Raw genomic sequence first — 21094 nt, forward strand, 5'->3', positions numbered from 1 at the left:
TTGCCTGTCGGGACCGTTCGCCGGCAAACCGGGCGTAGGAGCCGGCTCAGCTCCCGGCAAATCCCTGCTGGCGCCACGCCTCGTAGACCGTCACCGCCACGGTATTGGACAGGTTCAGGCTCCGGCACCCTGGCCGCATCGGCAGGCGCAGGCGCTGCTCCGCCGGCAAACTGTCCAGCACCTCCGCTGGCAAGCCACGACTCTCGGGGCCGAACAGGAAGGCATCACCGGGTTGGTAGGCGACCTCGTGGAACGGGTGCGAGCCCTTGGTGGTAAAGGCGAACAGCCGCGGGTTGCCGAGGCTTTCCAGGCATCCGGCCAGGCTCTCGTGGCGCTTTAGCGTGGCATACTCGTGGTAATCCAGCCCTGCCCGGCGCAGGCGCTTGTCGTCCAGTTCGAAGCTGATGGGTTCGATCAGGTGCAGGGCGCAGCCGCTGTTGGCGCAGAGGCGGATGATGTTGCCGGTGTTCGGCGGAATTTCTGGTTGAAAGAGGATGACGTGAAACATGCACGGCTCCAGGCGTGAAGATGACGAGCATTCTAACCTCGAACCGGACCTGCGTTCGAAGGCCTTCCCGCGGGTGATCCTGTCCCTGGCCATCGTCGGGCTGATGGTCGGCATGATGATCGGCCGCCTGACCACGCCAGAGGAGCGGGTGCTGGAGCAGGTAACGGTGGTGCAGGACGGTCTCGACCTGTGGTTCAACGAGGAGCCCAAGCTGCACGGTGAGAATGTTGAAGGCACCGTGGCGGTAGTGTTCGAGGCCCAGGGCAAGGCCCAGCGCGGCCAGTTGACGATGCAGGGCAAACCGGTGGGCTGGCGTCTGCAGAAAAGCGAAGAGGGGCTGGTGCTGAGCGTGGTGGCCGCCCGCCCCCTGCACGGTGAGTGGACCGGTGCAGAGGACGATGGGCGCTGGCGGGTGCAGGTGAGGCTGCACGAATAAAAGAGGGGATGTCCCGGCCTGCCTGTACCGGGGTCCCCGAAACTGGAGATACGGTGTCTATTTCTATAGCAGGGGGCGTGCCAGGTTTTCCTTGCCCGTAAATGCTGGCGTTGAGGGCTGTTTAGCCAGGTTTTGATGGGATTTGTGCCTTCACACGGTGCAAGGGGCACAAGATCGGTGCATGGGGCCTGGAAACGACTGGGGCCGCCTTGCGGCCCTTCGCCGGCAAGGCCGGCTCCTACAAGCGCGATCCCTGTAGGAGCCGGCCTTGCCGGCGAAGGGCTGCGCAGCAGCCCCGGGATGGATGCTTCAGCTCGGCTTAGTGATCTTCACCCTCGTCTTCATCCCCTCCATCGACCTTCATCCCCAACTCCTTGATCTTGCGCGTCAGGGTGTTGCGCCCCCAGCCCAACAGCACCGCCGCGTCACGGCGCCGCCCTGCGGTGTGCTTGAGCGCGGTCTCGATCATGATCCGCTCGAAGCTGGGCACGGCGCTGTCGAGCAGGCTCGACTGGCCACGGGCCAGGGCCTGGTCGGCCCACTGGCGCAAGGCCTGCTCCCAGTTGGTCACCGGCGCGGCGTCCTGGGGCAGGTTGAGCAGTTCCGGTGGCAGGTCGCCGACCAGCACTTCGCGGCTGGACGCCATCACGGTGATCCACCGGCAGGTGTTCTCCAGCTGACGCACGTTGCCCGGCCACGGCAGGTTGCGGATGAATTCCTCGGTTTCCGGCTTGAGCAGCTTGGGCTCGACCGCCAGCTCCTGGGCGGCGCGGCCGAGGAAGTGACGGGCCAGGGCCGGGATGTCCTCGCGCCGGTCAGCCAGGCGCGGGATATGGATGCGGATTACGTTGAGGCGGTGGAACAGGTCTTCCCGGAACTTGCCGGCCTGCACCAGCGACTCGAGGTTCTGGTGGGTGGCGGCGATGATGCGCACGTCCACCTTCACCGGCACGTGGCCGCCGACCCGGTAGAACTCGCCATCGGCCAGTACCCGCAGCAGGCGGGTCTGGGTGTCGGCGGGCATGTCGCCGATCTCGTCGAGGAACAGCGTACCGCCGTCGGCCTGTTCGAAACGGCCACGGCGCAGGTTGGCGGCGCCGGTGAAGGCGCCTTTCTCATGGCCGAACAGCTCGGACTCCATCAGGTCCTTGGGGATCGCCGCCATGTTCAGGGCGATGAACGGCGATGCCGCGCGTGGGCTGTGGCGGTGCAGGGCGTGGGCCACCAGTTCCTTGCCAGTGCCAGACTCGCCATTGATCAGCACGGTGATGTTGGAGTGGCTGAGGCGGCCGATGGCGCGGAACACCTCCTGCATCGCCGGCGCCTCACCGATGATCTCGGGAGTGCGGGCCAGCGCTTGCGGCACGTCCAGCGCCTGCTGCTCCTGGGCGTGCTGGTTGGCGCGCTTGACCAGCGACACCGCTTCATCGACGTCGAACGGCTTGGGCAGGTACTCGAAGGCGCCGCCTTGATAGGAGGCCACGGCACTGTCCAGGTCGGAGTGGGCGGTCATGATGATTACCGGCAGGCGCGGGTGCTGCTCGCGGATCTGCGCCAGCAGGTCGAGGCCGCTGGCCCCCGGCATGCGGATGTCGGAAATGATCACGTCCGGTTGCTGGCGGGCCAGGCGGCCCATGACACCGTCGGCGCTGTCGAAGCTCTGGGTGGTCATCCCCTCCTGCTGCAGGGCCTTCTCCAGGACCCAGCGGATGGAGCGATCATCATCGACGATCCAGACGGTTTCACTTCGGCTCATGGGGCGGTGGCTCCTTGTTCCAGGGGCAGGTAGATCGAGAACGCGGTATGGCCGGGGTGGCTTTCACACTCGATCAGGCCCTGGTGCTGGCTGATGATGTTCTGGGTGATGGCCAGGCCCAGCCCGGTACCGTCCGGGCGGCCGCTGACCATGGGATAGAAGAGGGTGTCCTGCAGCTCCGGGGGGATGCCCGGGCCGTTGTCGACGATCTCGACCCGGGCCACCAGGCGGTGGCGCACATGGCCGATGGTGAACTGCCGCACCGCGCGGCTGCGCAGGGCGATGCGCCCCAGGCGCAGCTCGTTCTGGCTGCCGATGGCCTGCATGGCATTGCGCACGATGTTGAGCACGGCCTGGATCATCTGTTCGCGGTCGATCAGTACGTCCGGCAGGCTTGGGTCGTAGTCGCGCACCAACGTGATGCAGCCCTGGCTCTCGGCTTCGACCAGGCTGCACACCCGCTCGAGCACTTCGTGGATGTTGGTCATGGCCAGCGACGGCAGCTTGTTCGAGCCGAGCATGCGGTCGACCAGGTTACGCAGGCGATCGGCTTCCTCGATGATCACGTTGGTGTAGTCGCGCAGGTCGTCTTCAGGGAGCTCCCGGGCCAGCAATTGCGCCGCGCCACGGATACCGCCCAACGGGTTCTTGATCTCGTGGGCCAGGCCGCGCACCAGCATCTTGGTGGTTTCCTGCTTGCTCAGCTGGGCTTCTTCCTTGGTGATGCGCAGCAGGCGATCACGCGGGTGCACTTCGAGCAGCAACAGGGTCTGGCCCTGATGCAGGATAGGGGTGACGGCATAGTCGACGGTAATGGTCTGGCCGGTCAGCGAGGTGAGCTGGGCTTCGCGCTTGGTGAACGGATGCGCCTGCTCGACCGCCTGGCGCAGCGAATTGAGCGCCTCGGTCGATTCGGTGAACAGCTCGCTGATGAACTGCCCATGGCTGCGCTGGCCGCTGACGGCCAGGAGCATTTCCGCGGCCGGGTTCATGTACTCAAGGCGCAGTTCGGCGTTGAGCAGGAGCGTGGCCGTGGTCAGGTTGTCCAGGAGCAGACGGTGCTGTGCATCGCTGATGGTCATAGGGCGTCGTTGACCTCTTTTGGCACATTGGCGCCCCGAGGCTGGCCAGGGGCGCGCACGGATAACGTGCTGGATGCTGTGAAAATGCAAGAACCAAACCAAGGCTCCGAAAAGAAGCGGAATATCCGGATAAAGCCCTGGTTATGCGCAAATACAGACCAGAAAGCCCTGGTTTATCGATTCTTGTGACCCATATTGGGGTGCATGATGGGGCGCTCGACCTGATCGTGCACCAATATGGAGCATAGAGCGATCAAGGCGTTTTGCACAGCTGGCCGCTGGCGCGAATCAAGGCAAGCTGGCGAGCCGGGTTGTGCGTGCGCTGTTGCAGGGCGTCGGCCAGCTGAGTGGCGCAGTCGCGTGGCATCGACTGGTCGAACTGGGCGAGGGCGGCGAGCAGTTGGTCTTGCAGCCGGTCCAGTTCGGGGCGCACCTCCTTGCCAAGGTCCCGTCGGGCGAGGCTGGGCGCTTGCCGTGCGAGGTGCCAGCTGTCGAGCAACTGATATTGCAGAAGTTTGTTGGCCTCGATCTGGTCGGCGAAGAATGCTGCCGCGCGCGCTGGATCAAGCTGATGGGCAGGTGCGGCCTGGCGTGCACTGGCCAACACTTGTGCTTCGCGGGCGCTGGCCTGGACCGCCTGGCGCTGGTCCCACTTGTGCAGGGCGACTGTCTCGGCGAGGTCCAGGCGCTGATCGATGGTGTCGAGCAAGTGGCCGAGTGCAGGGGATGGCGGCGGCGGTGAGGCGCAGCCGGACAAGGCAATGCAACAGGTCAGGGCAAGGGGGATACGCATGGCGGTCTCCTGAAAGTGATGGAGACTTGAGTCTCTGTATAGGTTCGAAGGCGGCTATAGGTTTAGCCCGAACGTGTTGTCGCGCAAATGGAAACGGCCTCCCGAGGGAGGCCGTTTCATATCGATGTCAGCGACGCCAGGCGTCGGCTACATCAAACGCTGTAGTACAGGTCGTATTCCAGCGGGTGAACGAAGGTACGGACCTTGATCTCTTCTTCCGACTTCAGCTCGATGTAGGCATCGATGAAGTCGTCGGAGAATACGCCGCCCTTGGTCAGGAACGCACGGCCCTTGTCCAGCTCTTCCAGGGCTTCTTTCAGGCTGCCGCAAACCTGTGGGATCTCTTTCGCCTCTTCAGGCGGCAGGTCGTACAGGTTCTTGTCGGCGGCATCGCCTGGGTGGATCTTGTTCTGGATACCGTCCAGGCCAGCCATCAGCAGGGCGGCGAAGCACAGGTACGGGTTGGCCGCGGGGTCCGGGAAGCGCGCTTCGATGCGGCGGGCTTTCGGGCTGGAAACGTAAGGGATACGGATCGAGGCCGAACGGTTGCGGGCCGAGTAGGCCAGCATCACCGGGGCTTCGAAGCCTGGCACCAGACGCTTGTAGGAGTTGGTGGCCGGGTTGGTGAAGCCGTTCAGGGCCTTGCCGTGCTTGATGATGCCGCCGATGAAGTACAGGGCGGTATCGGACAGGCCGGCATAGCCTTCGCCCGAGAAGGTGTTCTTGCCGTCTTTGGAGATCGACATGTGCACGTGCATGCCCGAGCCGTTGTCGCCGTACAGCGGCTTCGGCATGAAGGTGGCGGTCTTGCCGTAGGCGTCGGCCACGTTGTGCACGCAGTACTTCAGGGTCTGGACTTCGTCAGCCTTGGTGACCAGGGTGTTGAACTTCACACCGATCTCGTTCTGGCCGGCAGTCGCCACTTCGTGGTGGTGAACTTCGATGACCAGGCCCATCTCTTCCATGGCGTTGCACATGGCGGTACGGATTTCGTGGTCGTGGTCGCACGGCGGAACCGGGAAGTAGCCGCCTTTGACGGCTGGGCGGTGGCCCTTGTTGCCGCCTTCGACGTCCTGGTCGGTCATCCAGGAGCCTTGCTCGGAGTAGATCTTGAACATCGAGCCGGAGATGTCCGACTTGAACTTGACCTGGTCGAAGATGAAGAACTCAGGCTCCGGGCCGACGAAGACGGTGTCACCGATACCGGTGGTCTTCAGGTACTCTTCGGCGCGCTTGGCAATGGCGCGAGGGTCGCGGTCGTAGCCTTGCATGGTGGACGGCTCGATCACGTCGCAGACCAGGATCAGGGTCGGCTCTTCGGTGAACGGGTCCAGCACGGCGGAGGCGTCATCCGGCAGCAGGATCATGTCGGAGGCTTCGATGCCTTTCCAGCCTTCGATGGACGAGCCGTCGAACATCTTGCCGATTTCGAAGAAGTCGTCTTCCAGCGCATCGCGAGCCGGCATGGTGACGTGGTGCTGCTTGCCTTTGGTGTCCGTGAAACGCAGATCAATCCACTTGACGTCATGATCTTTGATGAGTTGAACCGACTTCGACATGTTGTCCTCCGGATGGTCTAGGGCGCGGTTGGCCGCTGCCCTGGAAAAAGGGTGTCGCCGGGCGCGGATAGTCGGCCAAGCTTACCTGCCTCACAAGGGAGCAAATTGCATGCCAGTGCCCAAAAATGGCGAGGCCGGGATAAAACCCGGCGTTGACGGGCATTTAGCGTAGCTGCAGGAAGGAATCGTGCACGCATTGAGGGCGTGGATATTCTATTGTGCACCGTATTGGTGCGTAGCGACTTTTCCGAACGTTTCCCCTGTAGGAGCCGGCTTTGCCGGCGAAAGCGTCGGCACGGGCAACCCAACACTTGCGCCCCACATCGGTCCTGGCAATCGTCCTGTAGTGCCTGGGCCGGCCTATTCGCCGGCAAAGCCGGCTCCTACAGGTGCGCCGCAGGGTTCGGGCTCGGTAAATCAAACCTTCTGTACAAAAGTTGCTCAAACCTTGAGCAATTTCCGCTATAATTCGCGCCCCTCATTTTCGGCAGGCCCTGCGCGCGCTGTTAAACCAATGAAACTTATCGTCAAAGTCTTCCCAGAGATCACCATCAAGAGCCGGCCGGTGCGCAAGCGCTTCATCCGCCAGCTCGCCAAGAACATCCGCAACGTGCTCAAGGACCTGGATCCGGAGCTCGCGGTTGATGGTGTCTGGGACAACCTCGAGGTGGTCACCCGCGTCGAGGACGAGAAGGTCCAGCGCGAAATGATCGAGCGCCTCACCTGCACCCCGGGTATCACCCACTTCCTGCAGGTCGAGGAGTACCCGCTGGGCGACTTCGACGACATCGTCGCCAAGTGCAAGCACCACTTCGGTCACCTGCTGGCCGGCAAGCACTTCGCCGTGCGCTGCAAGCGCGGCGGCCACCACGACTTCACCTCGATGGACGTCGACCGCTACGTCGGCAGCCAGCTGCGCCAGCAGTGCGGCGCCGCCGGTATCGAGCTGAAGAAGCCGGAAGTGCTGGTGCGCATCGAGATCCGCGACCAGCGCCTGTACGTGATCCACAACCAGCACAACGGCATCGGCGGTTACCCGCTGGGCGCCCTGGAGCAAACGCTGGTGCTGATGTCCGGTGGCTTCGACTCCACCGTGGCGGCCTACCAGATGATGCGCCGCGGCCTGATGACCCATTTCTGCTTCTTCAACCTCGGTGGCCGTGCCCATGAGCTGGGCGTGATGGAAGTGGCCCACTTCCTGTGGAAGAAGTACGGCAGCAGCCAGCGCGTGCTGTTCATCAGCGTGCCGTTCGAGGAAGTGGTCGGCGAGATTCTCAACAAGGTCGACAACAGCTACATGGGCGTGACGCTCAAGCGCATGATGCTGCGCGCGGCCGCGCGCATGGCCGACCGCCTGGAAATCGACGCCCTGGTCACCGGCGAAGCGATCTCCCAGGTTTCCAGCCAGACCCTGCCCAACCTGTCGATCATCGACTCGGCCACCGACAAGCTGGTGCTGCGCCCGCTGCTGGCCAGCCACAAGCAGGACATCATCGACCAGGCCACCGAAATCGGCACCGCCGACTTCGCCAAGCACATGCCCGAGTACTGCGGCGTGATCTCGGTGAACCCGACCACCCATGCCAAGCGTCACCGCATGGAGCATGAAGAGAAGCAGTTCGAGATGGAAGTGCTGGAGCGCGCCCTGGAGCGCGCCAAGTTCATTTCCATCGACCACGTGATCGATGAGCTGGGCAAGGACATCGAAGTCGAGGAAGTGGCCGAGGCGCTGCCCGGTCAGATCATCATCGACATTCGTCACCCCGATGCCCAGGAAGACGAGCCTTTGGCACTGGACGGTATCGAAGTCCAGGCCATGCCGTTCTACGCGATCAACAGCAAGTTCAAGCACCTGGACCCAACGCGCCAGTACTTGCTGTATTGCGACAAGGGTGTGATGAGCCGTCTTCACGCACACCACCTGCTCAGTGAGGGACATGCCAATGTGCGTGTTTATCGTCCGACATAAGACGCCAGGGCTGTATGGCGGCAGCATCCGCCATCGCCCTCCCGACCGCCGGGCCCGCTGAGCCTTAAACAGTACATATTGGCCACCTACACTGGGTGGCAACCGAATCCTCTGATCGAGATACAGTTGTGATCGAAAATCTGCGTAACATCGCCATCATCGCCCACGTTGACCATGGTAAAACCACCCTGGTCGACAAACTCCTGCGCCAGTCCGGCACCCTGGAGCGTAACGAGCTCAACGACGAGCGCGTCATGGACTCCAACGACCAGGAAAAAGAGCGCGGCATTACCATCCTGGCGAAAAACACCGCCATCAACTGGAACGGCTACCACATCAACATCGTCGACACCCCCGGCCACGCCGACTTCGGTGGCGAGGTTGAGCGTGTCATGTCGATGGTCGACTCCGTGCTGCTGCTGGTCGACGCGCAAGACGGCCCGATGCCGCAAACCCGCTTCGTCACCAAGAAAGCCTTCGAAGCTGGCCTGAAACCAATCGTCGTGATCAACAAGGTCGACCGTCCGGGCGCGCGTCCTGACTGGGTTCTGGACCAGATCTTCGACCTGTTCGACAACCTCGGTGCCACCGACGAACAGCTGGACTTCAAAGTCGTCTACGCCTCGGCCCTGAACGGCATTGCCGGTCTGGACCACACCGCCATGGGCGAAGACATGACCGCCCTGTACCAGTCGATCGTCGACAACGTACCGGCGCCGGACGTTGACCGTGAAGGCTCGTTCCAGATGCAGATCTCCGCACTGGACTACAACAGCTTCCTGGGTGTTATCGGCGTTGGCCGTATTGCCCGTGGTCGCATCAAACCGAACACCCCGGTTGTTGCCATCGATGTCGACGGCAAGAAGCGTAACGGCCGTATCCTGAAGCTGATGGGCCACCACGGCCTGCACCGCGTCGACGTCGAAGAAGCCCAGGCTGGCGACATCGTCTGCATCAGCGGTTTCGACGAGCTGTTCATCTCCGACACCCTGTGCGCCCCGGACGCGGTAGAAGCGATGAAGCCGCTGACCGTCGACGAGCCGACCGTTTCGATGACCTTCCAGGTCAACGACTCGCCGTTCTGCGGTAAAGAAGGCAAGTTCGTCACCAGCCGTAACATCAAGGACCGTCTGGACAAGGAGCTGCTGTACAACGTTGCTCTGCGCGTTCAGGAAACCGATTCCCCAGACAAGTTCAAAGTATCGGGCCGTGGTGAGCTGCACCTGTCCGTTCTGATCGAAACCATGCGCCGTGAAGGCTTCGAGATGGCTGTAGGCCGTCCTGAAGTGATCATCCGCGAAGTCGACGGCGTGAAGCAGGAACCGTTCGAGAACGTCACCATCGACATCCCTGAAGAATCCCAGGGCAAGGTCATGGAAGAGATGGGCCTGCGTAAAGGCGACCTGACCAACATGGTGCCGGATGGCAAGGGCCGTGTTCGCCTGGAGTACAACATTCCAGCCCGTGGTCTGATCGGTTTCCGTAACCAGTTCCTGACCCTGACCAACGGTGCAGGCATCCTGACCTCGATCTTCGATCGCTACGACACCATGAAGTCGGGCCAGATGTCCGGCCGTCTGAACGGTGTCCTGGTTTCGGTCGAGACCGGCAAGGCACTGACCTACTCGCTGGAAACCCTGCAGGCTCGCGGCAAGCTGTTCGTTGAACACGGCCAGGAGATCTACAACGGTCAGATCATCGGCCTGAACAGCCGTGACAACGACCTGGGCGTGAACCCGACCAAAGGCAAGAAGCTCGACAACATGCGTGCTTCGGGCAAAGACGAAGTCATCGCCCTGGTACCGCCGGTTCGCCACACCCTCGAGCAGGCCCTGGAATTCATCCAGGACGACGAGCTGTGCGAAGTCACCCCTAAGTCGATCCGTCTGCGCAAGAAGATCCTCGACGAAGGCGAGCGTACCCGCGCTGCCAAGAAAGCCAAGAACTGATTGAGTTCAGGCTGAACTGAAAACGCCCCCGGTCGAAAGGCCGGGGGCGTTTTTGTTTGTCTGCAGCCCAGGCGAACTCCCGTAGGAGCCGGCGTTGCCGGCGAACACCGGCAACGCCGGTGCCCTGCATCGCGTCGCCTGGTTCGCTGGCAAGCCGGCTCCTACAGATGCGTGAACGATTCTGCGGCAGACGCATTCCGTAGGAGCCAGCCTTGCTGGCGATGCCCGGCAAAGCCGGGCTGATTACCCTGTCATCTATCGGCCAAGCACCCGGCAATAGAACTTCCACTCCTCTTCCAGCGCATGCGCCAGGTTCGCCGCCTGACGGAACCCGTGCCGCTCGCCCGCATAGAAATGCCCCTCGGCTTCGACCCCGTTGGCCTTCAGCGCCGCCAGCATGCTGCGCGTCTGCTCCGGCACCACTACAGCATCCAGCTCGCCCTGGAAGAAAATCACCGGCACCCGGATCCGTTCGGCGTGCAGCAATGGCGTGCGCTGGCGATAGCGTTCGGCATCCCGTTCCGGGTCACCGATCAGCCAGTCGAGGTAGTCGGCCTCGAACTTGTGGGTGGCCCGCCCCAGTGCAACCGGATCACTGACGCCATACAGGCTGGCCCCGGCGCGGAACACATCGTGGAAGGCGAGGGCGCACAGCGTGGTGTAGCCGCCGGCGCTGCCGCCGCGAATGAATGCCTGGTCAGCGTCGACCAGACCGTGCGCGGCCAGGTGGGCGACCGCGGCACAGGCGTCGTCCACGTCGCTTACACCCCAGCGCAGGTGCAAGGCCTGGCGGTAGGCGCGACCATAGCAACTGCTACCCCGGTAATTGAGGTCGGCGACGGCGAAGCCGCGCTGGGTCCAGTACTGGATGCGGGTGTCCAGCACCGGGTAGCAGGCCGAGGTCGGTCCGCCGTGGATGAACACCACCAGCGGTGGTGGCTTTGCGCTATCGATGGCGGGGTAGAAGAAGCCATGGGCCTGCCCATCGCCGCTGTTGTAGCGGATCGGCTGGGGAAGGCTGATCGACCCGCTGGGCAGCACCTCAGCGCCGCCTGCCAGGATACGAACCTCGTGGTTGTCACGATTGATGGCAATCACTGCGGGAGGACTGATCGGCGAAGCTGCAATGGCGTAGACATGCGCGCTGTCCATCGCCAGGCTGCGGAACCGGGTATAGGCGCTGGCGAAGCGTTCCATTTCGCCGTCGGGCTTGCGCAAGCCCAACTGCCCGAAGCCATCTTCGAACCAGCTGGCCAGGTAATGCCCAGGACCCAGCGCCAGCCAGGTGCTGGCGCCCATTTGCCAGGGGGCTCCGGCATGGTCGGCGAGAGCGGCGGGCAGGGCTTGCCAGTGTTTATCCACTTCGCCCCAGGGCTGCCAGAAACCGTCACGGTCGGAGAGGCAATACAGGTGGCCATCAGCATCGAATCGAGGTTGCTGCAACGACTCGTCGAGCCCGGCGATACACTGCGCCGCACCCCATGCGCCACAGGGTTGTCGTTCACGACACATCAAGCGGGTGGCTGTCCAGGGCTGCGCCGGCCGGTCCCACTCGATCCAGGCCAGGCGCAGGCCATCGTTGCTCAATGTGGGAGAGGCGTAGAAGTCCGCACCTTCTGCGAGGACCGCACGCCGGCCCTCCTCAAAGGCAACCAGGCGATGCTCGACGCGTTTAGCGTGGCGCTCCTCGACCGCCAGCAGCACCCCGTCCTGCCACTGCACATCGCCGTAGCGACACTGCTCGTCATGGGTCATTGGCAGCGGCATCGAGCCATCCAGCACCTGGCGGTACACCTGCTGGTCCTTTTCGTTGACGAACACCACGGCGTCGCCCGCGAGGCAGAAGCTGCCGCCGCCATATTCGTAGACCCGGCTGCGCACACTGAACCCGTCGGGGGTCAGGCAGCGCGCCTGCTGATCGTGCCAGTGCCAGATCCGGCAGGCGCCATCGGCGGGGCGGAACTCGTTCCAGAACAAGCCTTGCTCGTTGACCTTGAGCTCGGCGAAGTCGGTACCAGCGGCCACCGCCTGGGCGGCGCTGAACTCAGCCGCGGGCGATGACATGGGAGTTGCGCTCGTTGCGGAAGGTCATCTGTTCGATCTCCAGTGTCGCCTGTTCGGCTTCCTCGCGTGCCTTGAGGATGATGCCGTGGTCGGGTGACTTGCCGCACACCGGGTCGGCCTTGCTGGCGTCGCCGGTGAGCATGAAGGCTTGGCAGCGGCAGCCGCCGAAGTCCTTCTCTTTCTCGTCGCACGAGCGGCACGGCTCGGGCATCCACTCATAGCCGCGGAAGCGGTTGAAACCGAATGAGTCGTACCAGATGTGCCGCAGGTCGTGGTCGCGCACGTTGGGGAACTGCACTGGCAACTGCCGTGCACCATGACAGGGCAGCGCGGTGCCGTCCGGGGTGATGGTCAGGAACAGGCTGCCCCAGCCGTTCATGCAGGCCTTGGGGCGCTCTTCGTAGTAGTCCGGGGTGACAAAGATCAGCTTGCACGGGCTACCTTCGGCCTTGAGCCTGGCGCGGTATTCGTTGGTGACGCGCTCGGCCCGCTCCAGCTGCGCGCGGGTCGGCAGCAAGCCCAGGCGATTGAGGTGCGCCCAGCCGTAGAACTGGCAGGTGGCGAGCTCGACGAAGTCGGCCTCCAGGGCGATGCACAGCTCGATGATGCGGTCGATCTTGTCGATGTTGTGCCGGTGGGTGACGAAGTTCAGCACCATCGGGTAGCCATGGGCTTTCACCGCCCGGGCCATCTCCAGCTTCTGCGCGAAGGCCTTTTTCGAACCGGCCAGCAGGTTGTTCACCTGCTCGTCGCTGGCCTGGAAGCTGATCTGGATATGGTCCAGCCCGGCCTGTTTGAACGCGGCGATCTTCTGCTCGGTCAGGCCGATGCCGGAGGTGATCAGGTTGGTGTAGTAACCCAGGCGGCGGGCTTCGCCGATCAGTTCGGCGAGGTCCTGGCGCACCAGCGGTTCGCCACCGGAGAAGCCGATCTGCGCGGCGCCCATCTCACGGGCCTCGGCCATCACCTTGAACCATTGCGCGGTGCTCAGCTCCTTGCCTTGCTCGGCGAAGTCCAGGGGATTGGAGCAGTAGGGGCACTGCAACGGGCAGCGGTAGGTGAGCTCGGCCAGCAGCCACAATGGCAGGCCGACCGGCACCTCAGGCGAGGGTGATCCAGTGTTCGGCACGGGCCACCTCCATGAACTGCTCGATGTCGTCGGCGACTTCGGGCACACCGGGGAATTGCTGCTGCAGCTCATCGATGATGGCTGCGACGCTGCGTTGGCCGTCGATCAGCCCGCCGATCAGGCCAGCGCTGTCGTTGAGCTTGATCATGCCTTCGGGGTACAGCAGCACATGGCCTTTCTGCGCCGGCTCATACTGGAAGCGGTAGCCGGGGCGCCATGCAGGCACCTGTTGACGGTTGAAACTCATAGGGCGATCCCCTTGTGCCAGACTCGCTCGCTTGTGACGCTGTGGTAGGGCGGGCGGTTCAATTCGTAGGCCATGCTCATGGCATCGAGCATGCTCCAGAGGATATCCAGCTTGAACTGCAGGATCTCCAGCATGCGCGTCTGGCCCTCGCGGGTGGTGTAGTGCGCCAGGGTGATCGCCAGGCCGTGCTCGACATCGCGACGGGCCTGGCCCAGGCGGGTGCGGAAGTACTCGTAGCCGGCCGGGTCGATCCACGGGTAGTGCTGCGGCCAGCTGTCCAGGCGCGACTGGTGGATCTGCGGGGCGAACAGCTCGGTCAGCGAGCTGCTGGCGGCCTCCTGCCAGCTGGCGCGGCGGGCGAAGTTGACATAGGCGTCGACGGCGAAGCGCACGCCGGGCAGCACCAGCTCCTGGCTGCGCAGCTGGTCCGGGTCCAGGCCCACGGCCTGGCCGAGGCGCAGCCAGGCTTCGATGCCACCGTCCTCGCCCGGTGCGCCGTCATGGTCGAGCAGGCGCTGGACCCACTCGCGGCGCACTTCGCGGTCCGGGCAGTTGGCCAGGATCGCGGCATCCTTCATGGGGATGTTCACCTGGTAGTAGAAGCGGTTGGCCACCCAGCCCTGGATCTGCTCGCGGGTGGCGCGGCCTTCATACATCGCCACGTGGTAGGGGTGGTGGATGTGGTAGAAGGCGCCCTTGGCGCGCAGGGCCTGCTCGAACTCGGCAGGTGACATTGGTGCGGTGTCATTCATCAAGCGGACTCCTGTGGCCAGCACTCACAGCTCGATGCTCATGCCATCGAAGGCGACTTCCACCCCGCGGCGAAGCACTTCTGCGCGCTCGGGGGAGTCCTCATCGAGAATCGGGTTGGTGTTGTTGATATGGATGAGCACCTTGCGCTGGCGCGGGAAACCATCCAGCACCTCGAGCATGCCGCCCGGCCCGTTTTGCGCCAGATGGCCCATCTCACGGCCGGTGCGGGTGCCGACACCGCGGCGTTGCATCTCATCATCCTCCCACAGGGTGCCGTCCACCAGCAGGCAGTCGGCGCCGCCCATCATCTCCAGCAGCTTGTCGTCGACCTGGCCCAGGCCCGGGGCATAGAACAGCTTGCCGCCGGTGCGGGTGTCCTCCACCAGCAGCCCCAGGTTGTCGCCTGGGTGCGGGTCGAAACGGTGCGGCGAGTAGGGCGGCGCGGCGCTGCGCAGGGGGAAGGGGGTGAAGCGCAGGTTCGGGCAGGCCTCGATGACGAAACTGCCTTCCAGTTCGATGCGGTTCCACACCAGGCCACCGTTCCAGTGGCTGAGCATGTTGAACAGTGGGAAGCCTGTGGTCAGGTCCTGGTGGACCATGTCGGTGCACCATACCTGATGCGGGCAGCCCTCACGCAGGCTGAGCAGGCCCGTGGTGTGGTCGATCTGGCTGTCGAGCAGGACGATGGCGTTGATACCGGTGTCGCGCAGGGCGCGGGCCGGTTGCATCGGCGCGAATGCCTGCAACTGGGCGCGCATGTCCGGCGAGGCGTTGCACAGGATCCAGTGCTCGCCGTCGTCGGACAGGGCGATGGACGACTGGGTGCGCGCGCTGGCGCGCAGGCTGCCGTCGCGATAGCCCTTGCAGTTGACGCAGTTGCAGTTCCACTGGGGGAACCCGCCACCGGCGGCGGAACCGAGAATCTGGATGTACATGGCGACCCTTTTCAAACCGTATCCGAAAAACAACAACGCCCCGGCTGGCCGAGGCGTTTAACCGCATTACTGCTTAGCGGTTGGCGAAGTACATGGTCACTTCGAAGCCGATACGCAGGTCGGTGTATGCAGGTTTGGTCCACATGGGATGACTCCTTCCGGATGGGTTTTGGGTTGAACGGTGACGGCTGGATATAACCTGTAATTGGCGATTTCATTGGCCGAGATTGCGCTATCTTACAAGAAAAATTTGTACCGAAAGGTTAATTATTCGAAAAGCGCCATTGCATTCTCAGTAACAATCCAATTCTGTTGCCTGCCACTGGTCGTCAGGGGCGCTGGCATTGGCCAGGCACAGCCAACCGTGTTCGGCGGCAAGCAATTGCTGTAACAAGGCATCCAGCTGCCGCTGCTCGACAGAGAGAATAGACCGCTTCATTTCGGAAAGATCCGGATTTTGTGTCGCCATATGTGCTTGCCAGGCCCACTCGGCGACTTCTGCGTTTGGCATGGCGGCCTCGTCGAACTGGTCGGCAAGCCGTTGGCGGGCGTCGATGTCGAGACGCACGCCTGTGTTCAACAACGTGAGCAGGTGCCCGAGGATCTGTGCGTGGCTGGCTTGAGGTGATTGCACGCCGAACAGCAGGCCTGAGTGGCCCTCGACCTGGCGAAACGCGCTAAACACCGCATACCCCAGTTGCAGTTCGACCCGCAGGCGTTGATAGACAGGGCCCTGCAGCAAGTGCGCAAGCAGGCGGCCGCAGGCTTGCCGTACCGTAGGGAGCGGGCAGAACAGCAGCACGGCGGGCTCGCTGCCTTGGGTAGGAACTTGGCGCCACTGGCGTCCGTGAACACCTGCTGGAGGTTGTTCTTCGCCGGGTAACCCCATGACCCCCACCAAGGCCGCGCCCAGAGCGCCGAGTTGCGGGTCGTCGAAACCAACCGCCAGGCCGCGCCAGCGGGCCTGTTGCCAGAGTGCGTCGAGCAGTGGCGAATCGAGGAGGCAGGATGGCTGTGCTTGCGCTTCACCCGGCAGCAACGCATCCGGCAGCGCCTTGAGCAGAGCGCGTATCGGGATCAGCGCCGGTTGCACGGTTGCTGGCGCATGCCAGTACCTTGTGGCCGGGGCCCGCATGATACCGAGGGCTTCTTCGATGCACCTGATCACCGCCATGGGTTGTCCGGCGACACGCAACTGCCAGCACTCGCCGCTCGCGCTGAAAGCGAACTGCAGCGAGACCCGCTCGGCGCGCTCCTGCAGCGGTTGCAGGGCGCGCTCAAGGATTGCCTGGAAGCGCCGGCGCAGGGGCGAGGGGATGTGCCAGCGCAGGTACAAGGCGGCGAACTGTCGAGTGGATGGCAGATTGTTGTCAATGGACAGGCCCAGCGGCAGTTGAGCGACGCCAGCGGGTAATGAAGCATCCAGCAAGGGTTCTGCGGGCGGCAGTTGCCAGCGGCCTGAGCGCTGGTGTGGCAAGGCCTCCAGGAGTTTACCGAGCGCTGCCAAGCCCTGTTCGTCGAGCCCTTGGAGTGGCTGGCCGGTACTGTCACTCCGGGCCAGGTCCAGGGCGCTGCCAGCCTGTTCGCGGCGTTGTTGCAGTTGGCTGTAGTAGTTGTTCAGCTGTTGCGTCGATTGCTGCCGGATGAAGCCCAGCCAGCCCTGCAGCAAGGCCTGCGCGGTGCGTGGTGAAGCATTGGGAGACAGTTGCAACTGGATATGCCAAAGCATCTGCCCTGAGAAGGCGTGCAATACCTGTGTTCGACACCCTTGCAGCCAACCGCGTTGACGCAGTTCGGCCAGCCAGCTACCGGGGCGACTGTCATTCAGCAGGGCCAGCAGCAGATCCAGCGCCTGCTCCGCGGCGGGTGGCAGGCCCTCATGGGCGAACAGCAGGTCGTGGCGTGATCCGCTGGCCACGGGCGGACGCAGGGGGCCGTCGAGCAAGGCCGGCGGCGCTTGCCGCTCGCGTCTAGTGCCCGCCGCAAACAGCCCGCCGAATTGCCGGCCGAGTTGCTCCAGCGCGTCCAGTGGTTGCGGCCCGGCCAGGCTCAGGGTGATCTGTCCACCCAGGTAAAAGTACCGATAATAATGTTCAAGCGCTCGCTGGAAGGCGCCGTCCTGCAAAGGCAGGCTGTGCCGGTTGCCGGCGTGGAAGCCCGCGAGGGGGTGGCGCGACGACACCGACTGGAGCAGGGCAAACTGGTGCTGGGCTTCGGGGTTGCGCGACCAGGCGATGAACTCGGCATGGATCACCTCGCGCTCACGGCGCTGGCGGTCCAGGCCGAGGTCGGGCTCGGCTAGCATCTGGCACAGGCGCTCGAGGGCACCGCCCAGGGCATTGGGCTGCACTTCGAAGAAAAAGTCGGTGGTACGTTCGCGGGTGCTGGCGTTGACTTGCCCGCCCAGGTTCTGGACATGGCGCATCAGCCCGACTTCCAGTGGGAAGCGCGCGGTACCGAGGAAGAACAGGTGTTCGAGGAAGTGGGCCAGGCCGGGCCATTTCGCCGGAGCATCGTGGCTGCCGGCGTGCACCCGCAGTGCCGCGGCCGCACGCTTGAGGCGCGGGGCGTGGCGCAGGGTCAGTTGCAGGCCGTTGGCGAGGGTAAGGTGGCGAAGGGTGTCGGGCATGGCGCCATGCTAGCGCGCCATGGCGAGGTTGTCTGTGTTCGCCGGCAAAGCCATCCCCTTGATCTGACGTGCTCCCTGTAGGAGCGGCTTTAGCCGCGATCACCCGCGTAGCGGGTGCCAGACACCCCGATACCCTCATCGCGGCTGAAGCCGCTCCTACGTGACATGGGGTTAGCCCCGATGCCCGTGCAGTTCCTGGCGCAAGTCGGTGAGATATGGGAACGCTTTACGCCCCTGCAGAACACGCTCGCGCTCCAGGTCCGCCAACAACTGGCACTCTTCATGCCCCGCCATCGCCAACACATCGCCATCCGGCCCGACGACGCTGCTCTGCCCGCAGTACCGGATCTCACCTTCGCTACCGCAATAGTTGGCATACACCAGGTAGCACTGGTTCTCCTGCGCTCGCGAGCGCACAGTCACCTGACAGACGAAGTCGTAAGGCGCCATGTTCGCCGTCGGCACCAGAATCAGTTCGGCGCCGTCCAGGGCCAAGCGCCGGGCGTTCTCCGGGAACTCGATGTCGTAGCAGATCAGCATCCCGACTTTCCAGCCATTCAGCTCGACCACCGGAAAGTGATCGGCACCGGGGCTGAACATGGAGCGGTCGAGCTCACCGAACAGATGGGTCTTGCGGTAGTTGCACAAGCTGCTGCCGTGGGCATCGATCAACTGCACGCTGTTGTAGATCGCGCCGTCCTCGCCCCGCTCCGGATAGCCATAGACAATGGCGATCCGGTAAGTCTGGGCAATCTCCACCACGGTCATCGCCGATGGCCCATCGACGGCCTCGGCCAGGCGCTCCACCTGGTCCAGGCCGATGTTGTAGCCGCTGAGGAACATCTCCGGGCACACCAGCAGCTGCGCGCCCTGGGCGGCAGCCTGCTGGGCCTGGTGATGCAAACGCTCGAGATTGCCGGGCACGTCCAGCGGGCCGGGCGTACCCTGGAACAGGGCGATGCGCATGGCGCTACTCCTTTCGCTCAGTCGGCCAGGGCGATCGGTCCGATCTCGTGGAACACATCGCCTGGGCCGGGGTTGTCCGGGTGGGTCTGGCCACCGAAGTGGTTCATGATACCCCACACCGCGTTCAGCGAAGTCTGTACCGCGCCTTCCACCCAGGCCGGGGTCCACGACACGTCGTCGCCGGCGATGAAGATGCCGCGCTGTTCAGCGGGCATGTCCTGCTGCATGAAGTGCGCGTACATGCGCTGGTTGTAGCGGTAGTGGCCCGGCAGCGCGCCCTTGAAGGCGCCGAGGAAGTGCGGGTCGGCCTCCCACGAGATGGTGATCGGGTCGCCGATGATGTGCCCGGCGATATCGGTCTTCGGGTAGATCTTCTTCAGCGCGTCGAGGGCCAGTTGCACGCGCTTTTCCGTCGGGTGCGGCAGCATTTTCAGGGCGTCGCTCATCCAGGCGTAGGACAGGCAGATCACCCCCGGCTTGTCGTCGCCGTTGTCGAACAGGTAGGTGCCGCGGGTCAGGCGGTCGGTGAGGGTCATGCTCATCAGGTCGCGGCCGGTTTCCGGGTCCTTGTCCTTCCAGAACGGCCGGTCGACCATCACGAAGGTCTTCGACGACTGCATGTAGCGGGTGCGGTCCAGGGCCATCCACATTTTCTGCGAGAACAGCGATTCCTCGCAGTCGATCTGGGTGGTCAGCAGCCAGCTCTGGCAGGTGGTGAGCACCGCCGCGTAGTGACGGGTGTCGCCATAGTTGTCGGTAACCGCCAGGCGGCCATCGGTGGCACGGGCGATGCGCTTGACCCCGGCACGCGGCGCGCCGCTGTGCAGGGTCTTGAGGCTGGTGCCGGCCGGCCAATGGGCGCAGCGCTCCGGCGCATGGCGCCAGATGCCTTGCGGCACTTGTTCGACACCGCCCACCACCAGGTGCTGGTGGTCGTCGCAGTTGGTCATCACCACGCGGAAGATTTCCAGCATCGAGTTGGGGAAGTCCGAGTCCCAGCCGCCGGTGCCGAAGCCTACCTGGCCAAACACTTCGCGGTGCTGGAAGCTCAGCTTGGCGAAGGAGCGCGAGGTGGCGACGAAGTCGTAGAAGGTGCGGTCGTCCCACAGCGGCACCAGCTTGTTCCACAGGTCTTTCAGGCGCGGCACGTCGCGGTCGCGGATGGCCTGCTGGATATCGCCGAACTGTGCGCCGCTCTCCAGGGCATCGGCCCAGGCGTCGGCCACTTCGTGGAACAGCTGCGGCAGGTCGGCGGACTTCTCGACGTAGTAGGTCTGGCCTTCCAGGTCGATCACCGTGCTGCCCGAGGCCGGGGTGAGCGGGTTGGGGAAGGGCTTGGTCTCCAGGCCCAGCTTGTCGACATAGTGGTAGAACGCCGTGGACGAGACCGGGAAGCGCATGCCGCCCAGTTCGGCGACGATGCCGTCGGTGCCGTTGAAGGCCTGCGAACGCAGCCGGCCGCCCAGCTTGGAGGCCTCGTACACCACGGGCTTGAGGCCCAGCTTCATCAGTTCATAGGCCGCCACCAGTCCGGCGATACCGCCACCGACGATCGCCACTTCCTCGCCATGCCGTTGCTTGGGGATGCTGCCCAGGCCGGCCGGGTGTTCCAGCCAGTCATCGAAGGCGAAAGGGAAGTCCGGGCCGAAGATGGTGATGGGTTTCTTGCCGTCGGCGGGGTGGCGGTTTTTCTTGTTCATTGGGTGACCTTGCCAGGGAGGCTGCGCAGGGGCGGAGCCTGAGTATAGGAAATGACTGGTGGCCATTTTATGAAGCGGGGCGATCGTAATTAAGATGCAGAGTGGTGTCGTTATGCAGCTTGTTTCGTCGAAATGACTTGTTAGTGCGCTGTATTGACGATCTTTTTCTGCGACACCTTGGTGCCTGGCGATAGTTTTGCAGCGCGCTTGAGATCGAGCGCCGCCCGCGCGGCGCATCGCGGCCGCGCGGCGCATCGCGGCGGGCGGCGCTGGGCTTCAAATGCGCTGCAACACCCTCGTCGTACATCTTGAAAGGGCGCACCCTCGCCTCGGATTCAAAGGTGTGGTGCCGAGGAGAAGAATATTCACTACCCCTCAAATTCGGTTTGGTCCTACAGAGGTAATTGTGAACAGGACCTATCCTACAGGTCTTGTCGTCTCGGTCCGGCTTTCAAGGTACTTCTTCGCGGTTAACTTTTTCCGGTCACCGCACATTCGGTGACCGGGCGTGAGAACCCGATACCAACTTGAGCGCCGAGGCGTGCGTTATGGCAGCCCTGCGCGGGCAGGCGTTTGCCTGGCCGGTTTCCAAGTTGGCCGGATTCTCACCCCGCGTACG

General features: G+C 63.7%; 17 protein-coding genes. 3 read left to right on the forward strand and 14 right to left on the reverse strand.

The window, feature by feature from the left end; all coding sequences use genetic code 11:
• Positions 1 to 46: 46 nt before the first annotated feature.
• A complete protein-coding gene (gene trmL, locus P5705_RS06895; RefSeq protein WP_011531803.1) occupies positions 47 to 508 on the reverse strand; it encodes a tRNA (uridine(34)/cytosine(34)/5-carboxymethylaminomethyluridine(34)-2'-O)-methyltransferase TrmL in 462 nt (153 codons plus the stop codon).
• Here trmL and P5705_RS06900 point away from each other — a divergent pair.
• Positions 507 to 944, forward strand: a complete 438-nt coding sequence (locus tag P5705_RS06900; RefSeq protein ID WP_277460132.1) for a hypothetical protein — start codon at positions 507 to 509, stop codon at positions 942 to 944. The genes trmL and P5705_RS06900 overlap by 2 nt on opposite strands.
• Before the next feature lie 319 nt (positions 945 to 1263).
• Here the strand turns inward: P5705_RS06900 and ntrC are convergent, their stop codons facing one another.
• From ntrC to glnA, 4 genes are all read right to left on the reverse strand, one after another.
• Complete coding sequence (ntrC, locus tag P5705_RS06905) at positions 1264 to 2700, reverse strand: nitrogen regulation protein NR(I) (RefSeq protein ID WP_277460133.1); 1437 nt, start codon at positions 2698 to 2700, stop codon at positions 1264 to 1266.
• Positions 2697 to 3782, reverse strand: a complete 1086-nt coding sequence (gene glnL / locus P5705_RS06910; protein ID WP_240063917.1) for a nitrogen regulation protein NR(II) — start codon at positions 3780 to 3782, stop codon at positions 2697 to 2699. Before glnL ends, ntrC begins: the two co-directional genes overlap by 4 nt.
• 253 nt (positions 3783 to 4035) lie before the next feature.
• Positions 4036 to 4575 carry a chorismate mutase gene (locus P5705_RS06915; RefSeq protein WP_277460134.1) on the reverse strand — a complete coding sequence of 180 codons (540 nt, stop codon included), beginning with the start codon at positions 4573 to 4575 and terminating at the stop codon, positions 4036 to 4038.
• A 152-nt stretch (positions 4576 to 4727) separates the two neighbouring features.
• Positions 4728 to 6134: a glutamate--ammonia ligase gene (glnA, locus tag P5705_RS06920; protein ID WP_011531808.1), complete on the reverse strand. Its 1407-nt coding sequence runs from the start codon at positions 6132 to 6134 to the stop codon at positions 4728 to 4730.
• Positions 6135 to 6648: 514 nt separating this feature from the next.
• Here glnA and thiI point away from each other — a divergent pair.
• Positions 6649 to 8103 (forward strand): tRNA uracil 4-sulfurtransferase ThiI, encoded by a 1455-nt coding sequence (thiI, locus tag P5705_RS06925; protein ID WP_277460135.1) that lies wholly within the window; start codon positions 6649 to 6651, stop codon positions 8101 to 8103.
• Between the two features lie 128 nt (positions 8104 to 8231).
• Positions 8232 to 10052 carry a translational GTPase TypA gene (typA, locus tag P5705_RS06930; RefSeq protein ID WP_046853888.1) on the forward strand — a complete coding sequence of 607 codons (1821 nt, stop codon included), beginning with the start codon at positions 8232 to 8234 and terminating at the stop codon, positions 10050 to 10052.
• A 255-nt stretch (positions 10053 to 10307) separates the two neighbouring features.
• Here the strand turns inward: typA and P5705_RS06935 are convergent, their stop codons facing one another.
• From P5705_RS06935 to P5705_RS06975, 9 genes are all read right to left on the reverse strand, one after another.
• Positions 10308 to 12116, reverse strand: coding sequence for an alpha/beta hydrolase family protein (locus tag P5705_RS06935; protein WP_277460136.1), 1809 nt, complete (start codon positions 12114 to 12116; stop codon positions 10308 to 10310).
• The gene (gene pqqE / locus P5705_RS06940; protein WP_277460137.1) at positions 12097 to 13245 is read right to left on the reverse strand and encodes a pyrroloquinoline quinone biosynthesis protein PqqE; all 1149 of its coding nucleotides are present in this window, start codon (positions 13243 to 13245) and stop codon (positions 12097 to 12099) included. Before pqqE ends, P5705_RS06935 begins: the two co-directional genes overlap by 20 nt.
• On the reverse strand, positions 13217 to 13492 hold the full coding sequence (gene pqqD, locus P5705_RS06945; protein WP_277460138.1) for a pyrroloquinoline quinone biosynthesis peptide chaperone PqqD: 276 nt from the start codon (positions 13490 to 13492) through the stop codon (positions 13217 to 13219). The genes pqqE and pqqD overlap by 29 nt, the downstream gene beginning before the upstream one ends.
• Positions 13489 to 14244: a pyrroloquinoline-quinone synthase PqqC gene (gene pqqC / locus P5705_RS06950; protein WP_277460139.1), complete on the reverse strand. Its 756-nt coding sequence runs from the start codon at positions 14242 to 14244 to the stop codon at positions 13489 to 13491. Before pqqC ends, pqqD begins: the two co-directional genes overlap by 4 nt.
• Before the next feature lie 24 nt (positions 14245 to 14268).
• The gene (gene pqqB, locus P5705_RS06955) at positions 14269 to 15180 is read right to left on the reverse strand and encodes a pyrroloquinoline quinone biosynthesis protein PqqB (RefSeq protein WP_277460140.1); all 912 of its coding nucleotides are present in this window, start codon (positions 15178 to 15180) and stop codon (positions 14269 to 14271) included.
• 73 nt (positions 15181 to 15253) lie between these two features.
• Complete coding sequence (pqqA, locus tag P5705_RS06960; RefSeq protein ID WP_003243383.1) at positions 15254 to 15325, reverse strand: pyrroloquinoline quinone precursor peptide PqqA; 72 nt, start codon at positions 15323 to 15325, stop codon at positions 15254 to 15256.
• 147 nt (positions 15326 to 15472) lie between these two features.
• Entirely contained in the window at positions 15473 to 17809 is a 2337-nt protein-coding gene (pqqF, locus tag P5705_RS06965) for a pyrroloquinoline quinone biosynthesis protein PqqF (protein WP_277460141.1), read from the reverse strand.
• A 171-nt stretch (positions 17810 to 17980) separates the two neighbouring features.
• Complete coding sequence (locus P5705_RS06970) at positions 17981 to 18775, reverse strand: carbon-nitrogen hydrolase family protein (protein ID WP_277460142.1); 795 nt, start codon at positions 18773 to 18775, stop codon at positions 17981 to 17983.
• Positions 18776 to 18792: 17 nt separating this feature from the next.
• Entirely contained in the window at positions 18793 to 20475 is a 1683-nt protein-coding gene (locus P5705_RS06975) for a flavin monoamine oxidase family protein (protein WP_277460143.1), read from the reverse strand.
• Positions 20476 to 21094 lie beyond the last annotated feature (619 nt).

Source organism: Pseudomonas entomophila (assembly GCF_029478665.1).
In the GTDB taxonomy this organism is placed as follows: Bacteria; Pseudomonadota; Gammaproteobacteria; order Pseudomonadales; family Pseudomonadaceae; genus Aquipseudomonas; species Aquipseudomonas entomophila_F.